Here is a 6,815-nt window from a genome sequence, read left to right as displayed (position 1 = left end):
TGTTCGCGTTCGCAATAACAGACTTTCAGAGCGATCGCCTCCTGCGGGCGGGTACGCCATCGCACAATCCTATTGCTAGAGGACGAAACCAAACGTCAGGTGGAATTTCACGACTTGTATGTACACCGTAGCTTGTAAAGGGGAGGGAATTAGATGTTTTAGTTTCCCCTTTCTAATGTTATTTTGGCGATCGCATTTGTTGATTCGGAGTTCGCATTTATTGATTCGGAGTTCACATTTGTTATTTTGGCGATCGCATTTGTTGATTCGGAGTTCGCATTTATTGATTCGGAGTTCACATTTGTTGATTCGGAGTTCACATTTATTGATTCGGAGTTCACATTTGTTGATTCGGGGTTCGCATTTGTTGATTCGGGGTTCGCAGTTGTTGATACTGTGTGAAAAAAAGTAAACAAGGCTCAAATTCTTTTCCCCCTTGTCCCCTTGTCCCCCTGCTCCCTGCTCCCTGCTCCCTATCCCCTCCTCCCCTGTCTCTTCAGTCACGGATAAGATAAGGAAGTAACGTAGCTCCTCGCACAAGTAGCAATGACTTCAACCCTGCCGAATTTAACTCGTCTTCATAGCCCAACCCTGCATCAGTTACCCAATGGTTTGACAATAATTGCGGAACAGATGCCAGTTGATGCTGTAAACCTCAACGTATGGATTAAAGTTGGTTCAGCCGTCGAATCTGATGCTATTAACGGCATGGCTCACTTTTTAGAACACATGATTTTTAAGGGAACAGAACGACTGGCTAGCGGCGAGTTTGAACGGCGAATTGAAGAACGGGGTGCTGTCACTAATGCCGCGACTAGCCAAGACTATACTCATTACTATATAACCACTGCTCCTAAAGACTTTGCCGAACTTGCTCCACTACAAATAGATGTAGTATCAAATGCTAGTATTCCTGATGATGCTTTTGAACGTGAGCGATTAGTAGTTTTAGAGGAAATTAGACGTTCAGAAGATAATCCTCAAAGGCGGACATTTAGACGGGCAATGGAAACAGCCTATAATGAGCTACCTTATCGCCGTGCAGTATTGGGGCCAGAATCGGTGATTTCCCAACTTAAACCCCAGCAGATGCGGGATTTCCATACTAGTTGGTATCAACCCCAGTCAATTGCTGCTGTAGCTGTGGGTAATTTGCCTGTGGAAGAATTAATTGCGATCGTTGCTGAAGGATTTACCAAAGCCATTAAAACTCCCCACTCCCCACTTCCCACTCCCCACTCCCCACTCCCCACTGAGTCACCATTTACAGAAATTGTCCGTCGAGAATTTACAGATGAAAGTCTCCAGCAAGCAAGACTAGTAATGGTTTGGCGGGTTCCAGGAATGGTGCAGTTAGATCGCACCTATGGATTGGATGTTTTAGCAGGAGTGTTGGGACATGGACGGACATCAAGACTAGTGAGGGATTTACGAGAAGAACGGGGATTGGTTTCTTCAATTTCTGTGAGCAATATGAGCAATCAACTACAAGGGACATTTTATATTTCAGCTAAATGTGCAGTGGAAAATTTAGCAGAAGTAGAAAATGCGATCGCTCAACATATTCGCACAGTTCAAACCGAGTTAGTCGCAGAGTCAGAAATTGCCCGTGTACGGCGGCGAGTAGCGAACAGATTTATTTTTGGTAACGAAACACCAAGCGATCGCACTGGGTTGTATGGTTATTATCATTCCTTGGTGGGAGATTTAGAACCCGCCTTGAACTACCCAGATCATATTCAGAGCCAAGATGCAACTGACTTAATGCAAGCAGCCAAAGAGTATCTTTCCCCAAATGCTTATGGTGTGGTTGTCGTTAAGCCGTAAATTAAAAATGGGGAATTGAGAATGGGGAATTGGGAATTGGTATTTTTCCCCCTGCTCCCTGCCCCCTGCCCCCTGCCCCACTCCCCACTCCCCACTCCCCAATCCCCAATTTAATCATGTGGACTCAAATCGACACCCATATTAGCCAGGCGACTGGCGAAAAATTTCAGAGTCAGCAACGGCGATCGGTTGGTGGCGGATGCATTAACCAAGGTTATGCTGTTTCTAATGGTGACATTACCTACTTCGTCAAGCTGAACCAAGCATCCCAAGCTGCGATGTTTGAGGCTGAAGCATTGGGTTTAAAGGAAATGCTAGCAACAGCTAGTATTCGTGTCCCTAAACCTATTTGCTGGGGTGTAGCTGAGAATTCTAGCTACATCGTGCTGGAATGGTTAGAACTTGGTAACGGTAACAGCAATTTATGGCAAGAGATGGGGCGCAAGTTGGCGGCGATGCATCAAGCTAGCAGTAGTGAAGGCTTTGGTTGGAAAATTAACAATACCATTGGTTCAACGCCTCAAATCAATACTTGGACAGCAGATTGGACAGAATTTTATATTAAACATCGCCTGGGTTATCAATTTCAGTTGGCAAGGCGACGCGGAGGAAATTTCCCCTCTTCAGAAAAATTATTAGCAGCAATCCCTGAACTATTGACGCATCAGGTACAACCTTCTTTAGTGCATGGCGATTTATGGGGTGGAAATGCTGGGTGTACTAACTCAGGAGAACCTGTGATTTTTGATCCAGCAACTTATTTTGGCGATCGCGAAGTTGATATTGCCATGACAGAATTGTTTGGTGGGTTCCCCGCAGCATTTTACCAAGGTTACAACGAAGTCTTTCCTTTACACCCAGGTTATGAGCAGAGAAAAACCCTCTATAATCTGTATCACATTTTGAATCACTTCAATTTATTCGGCGGCGGTTATGCTTCCCAAGCAAACCGGATGATTGACCAGATTTTGCGGTGAACTACAGCAGATTGCAACTTGGTGAGGTACAGATATCGTAGGGGCACAACATATTGTACCCCTACCCATGTACTTCATTTACCTCAAATACGCTGTATGTGAGGAACGAACCGCAAAGGACGCAAAGGAATAAGGTTTCAGAGAGTTATTGCGTAAGTCCTGAATTTTTCTCACTAAATGGCAACTCTGCATTAATCGCCTCAATTTCCTGCTGTTCGAGTTGATTCACTTCCTTAATATAGGGACGGATAATTTGTCCTAGACGATTATTGTAAAAGCGGTGCAAACTGTGATTGGGCATAGCGGGGAAACCGCGCCGTTTTTTGTGGCGGCCACCCGCACCAGGATCAAAACTTTGGATATTGTTAGCGATCGCCCACTCAATCGGCGCATAATAACAAGCATCAAAATGTAAGCAATCTATTTCTTGAAAACTCCCCCAATAACGCCCATAGAGTTTGTCATCTTTAAATAAACAAAAGGACATTCCTAAAGGATGAGAATTATCTTCCTCGCTATATGCAGCAAAAAACAAAACTCGATGGCGATAATCGGCGTGTAGCTGCTCAAAAAACCGCTTTGTGAGATACTTACTACCCCACCAGCCAAACTTATCACAGGTGTCAGCATAAAACTGGTACATCAAAGGAAATGAAGAGTAGGGAATTTCCTCACCAGTCAGTGCTTGTAATCGCAAACCTGCTTTTTCTACAGCTTTGCGTTCCCGCTTGATATTGCGGCGCTGATTGGCGTTGAAAACTTTCAAATAGTCATCAAAAGTTTTAAACCCAGAATTTTCCCAAACATAGCTGTGGTGCAGCCAAGTTGTAAAACCATGCCGTTCCAGCATCGGCCGCCATTGGGGATCAACGTAGAGAAAATGACACCCAGAAATCCGATTTTTGGAGCAAAAAGTGTCAATTTCATGCACCATCATCGCCGTGATTTCGTCTTCGTCTTCTCCTGGGGCGATTAAAAACCGATAACCTTCTGCTGGGGTAAATGGTGTCATTCCCAGTAATTTTGGGTAATATTGGACTCCGATGCGATCGGCTAACTCTGCCCATTGGTGATCAAATACAAATTCACCAGAACTATGTCCTTTGAGATAAAGTGGCGCAGCCGCAATCAGCGTTCGATCTCGCCACAATGTCAAGTGATTTGGCAACCAACCAGTTTTAGCCGTAGCACTCTGGGAGGTTTCGATATTGTTTAGCCACTCCCATTCTAAAAACGGCGTTTTGAGTGGCATTGCCAAAGCATTCCAGGCATTTTGGGGTACTTCAGCAATTTTGTTTGTCCAAACAACAGAATAGCGAGGCTTAAGTTGTTCCACCATCTTAGGGAAGTAGGGATTAGTAAGAGGCAGGGGGCAGGGGGCAGGGGGCAGGGAGCGGGGAGCAGGGGGCAGGGGGAGAAAAACTAATAACCCAATTCCCAATTCCCAATTCCCAATCCCCAATTCCCAATAACTTAACTTAGCGTAATCTAATCTGCCGATCGTTGCAGGCGATAGTGCAAAAACACTTCTTGCTCAACTGTATGAACTTCTAAAAGTTGCAACTTGGGAGCTAAATCGGATAAAAATCCTTTCCCTCCTGTAGGTGTGGGGGCGTTACTACCACCTAAAATCAAGGGACACACAGTTAACCATAATTCATCGATCAAATCTAAGCCCAGTAAGGAAGCGACTAATTCACCTCCACCTAAGACTACCAATCGTGTTATATCTATATTGGCTAGATGCTTCAAAGCTGCCAAAATGTCGATTTCTCGCGTTGGTGTTTCAAAAACCAGAATCTGTTCAAATTCTGGGGGACACTCTTGTGTTCCGGTTCTTATAGTTGAAGTAAGCGTCTGTAAGCGTTCTTTCCATGAAAGTACCCCCGCTTTTGTCGTGAGTAGCCAGCGTCTAACTGGCTGCTTAAAAAAGTAAATTTCCGGATTGAGGTTTGCAGAGTGTGTAGTCACTATATAAACTGGCTGCGGAGGCTTACCTTCTTGTGCCCGAAGTTTTACTAGAGTTGGATCTGATACAGTAAGTGTCGTTCCGTAGGCCCGGAGAGTACCAGCACCGAATAAAACCGCATCAGAGGCAGCGATTTGTTTTTCTAGATGTGCTTTATCGACCCTTGAGCCAAACCGAGCAGGCGATCGCTTAAAATCAGCTATCTTGCCATCTGCACTCATTGCTAAAACAACTGTAGTATGAGGACGATGTTGCAACATTAAATTGATTTGATAGTTTGAATATTTACTTTATTTGTATGTAGATTCTCCAAAAAAATCCATGTCTGTAAGTTGCTTTTTTACAATTTTACCACTGTATTTATATGCAACAAAAACTAATTTTGCATTTAGCATATATGGGTTTTGGTATACCACGTTTCTTTTTGAATTATAGCAATTTGTTATTTTTAAACATTGAAAATAAAATTCTGATAATTTAATAAAATGTCTCATCTAGCCAGTCTAATTACATATCTTTGCTATTGTGGTTTGCAGATGCAAAGTGAGACACTCGATGACTAATTCTCGCCAATCTTCCTTTCGTCGAATTTTAGTAACGAAAATATTGCTGCTGTTTGTCCCAGTTTTACTTATAGGCGAAATTATTGCCTTGAATAAGGCACGTTCTAGCATATTAGGAACTGCACGTCAAAATCTAACAGAAAGCGCCATCATTAAAGGGGAGAGAATTGGCGATGCGATCGCTCTCTTAAAAGCCCATTTGCTCGTTGTAAGTAAAACGATGGTAATTCCGTCGGGTTCGCCTATACAAGAGCAAGAAATTATCACGCAGCTAAAGCAACAACTTCCAGCCAGTATTGAGTGCATCCAATTAACGGATCTGCAAAACCAGAAAATAATTGCCAGTAGCTGTGGAGATCAAGCAATTGGAGAGTTGACAGCACCTTTGTCTAGTGATGGAATTGATGTCAAAGCAATCTTCCCGTCAAAGATAGGAATAACTGGAAAAAGAAACGCACAAAATCAATTGCAAGTAGTGTTATCTACACCAGTGTTCGATAGCCGAAAAAATTTAATTTACAGTTTAAGTATTCAGTCTGCATTGTACCAAAAAACCATAAATCCGCCGGGATCGCTCACAGGCACTATGGTAGTGATTGCCGAAGATGGCACAATTTTGGCACATCCATCTACAGAATTGGTTGGAACTAATATAAATCAACACCCAAATTCTTCTCAACTCAAGAGCATAATTAAAAATGCAATTGCGGGGCAAAAAAGTTCGATAAATTTATCTTTTAAAGAAGGGAACGAATTAGTAGCTGGCTATACAGCGATCGCAAATCCGCTTACCCAACAACAGCAGCAAAAATGGGTAGTATTAGCTGTTACTAGTGTCGATAATGCGCTTTTTGGTTTAGAAGAAATCAAACTAATTCTCATAGTTTTGACAGTTGGTTTGATTGGTGCAAGTTTGTTAGCATCCATATATCTAGCTCCTTACTTGGCACGTCCTGTAGAAGAATTGCGAGACTACGCTCTCAATATTCACTCTCACCACGCTGCACAACCAGTTCCGCACAATTTCCAAATTCGAGAATTCAATCAACTAGCCCAAGCATTAGACCAAATGGTAGAACGGCTTAAAGCTGGGGCAGAAGAGTTAGAAATAGCGTGGAAAGAAGCAAAAAACGCTAACCAAATTAAAAGCCAGTTTTTGGCTACGACTTCCCATGAATTGAGAAATCCATTACATACTATTATTAGCTGCATTCGCGTGGTTGAAGATGGCTTATGTGATAGCCGGGAAGAAGAAATGGACTTCCTCAAACGTGCCAATGAAACAACGATTCATTTGCTAAATATTATTAATGATTTACTCGACATTTCTAAAATCGAAGCAGGTAAACTTTCTGTAGTAATTACACCTCTCGATCTCCGACAAATACTGCTAGAGGTAATTAATTTACAATCGGTTAATGTTCAACAAAAGGGCTTGCAATTGAAATGCGAGTTAGATCCTCAACCGATACCAATTCA

The 6,815-nt window shown here is 42.8% G+C and carries 5 protein-coding genes; 3 read left to right on the top strand and 2 right to left on the bottom strand.

Annotated elements, in window-relative coordinates; all coding sequences use genetic code 11:
- Positions 1–546 precede the first annotated feature (546 nt).
- Both VB732_RS22065 and VB732_RS22060 read left to right on the top strand, forming a co-directional pair.
- Positions 547–1,827, top strand: coding sequence for a pitrilysin family protein (locus tag VB732_RS22065; RefSeq protein WP_323233038.1), 1,281 nt, complete (start codon positions 547–549; stop codon positions 1,825–1,827).
- A gap of 116 nt (positions 1,828–1,943) precedes the next feature.
- Positions 1,944–2,804 carry a fructosamine kinase family protein gene (locus VB732_RS22060; RefSeq protein ID WP_323233037.1) on the top strand — a complete coding sequence of 287 codons (861 nt, stop codon included), beginning with the start codon at positions 1,944–1,946 and terminating at the stop codon, positions 2,802–2,804.
- Positions 2,805–2,949: 145 nt separating this feature from the next.
- Here the strand turns inward: VB732_RS22060 and VB732_RS22055 are convergent, their stop codons facing one another.
- Positions 2,950–4,143, bottom strand: coding sequence for a GNAT family N-acetyltransferase (locus VB732_RS22055; RefSeq protein ID WP_323233036.1), 1,194 nt, complete (start codon positions 4,141–4,143; stop codon positions 2,950–2,952).
- Between the two features lie 149 nt (positions 4,144–4,292).
- Entirely contained in the window at positions 4,293–5,033 is a 741-nt protein-coding gene (locus VB732_RS22050) for a RibD family protein (RefSeq protein WP_323233035.1), read from the bottom strand.
- A 295-nt stretch (positions 5,034–5,328) separates the two neighbouring features.
- On the opposite strand from VB732_RS22050, the gene VB732_RS22045 reads away from it, so the two are divergent.
- Positions 5,329–6,815: histidine kinase dimerization/phospho-acceptor domain-containing protein (locus tag VB732_RS22045; RefSeq protein WP_323233034.1), on the top strand; the 1,487-nt coding region annotated here is incomplete at its 3' end.

Source organism: Nostoc sp. UHCC 0252, from assembly GCF_034931145.1.
Classification (GTDB): Bacteria; Cyanobacteriota; Cyanobacteriia; order Cyanobacteriales; family Nostocaceae; genus Nostoc.
The sequence above is the reverse complement of the archived record's forward strand: the minus strand, read 5'-3'. Positions and strand labels throughout refer to the sequence as shown.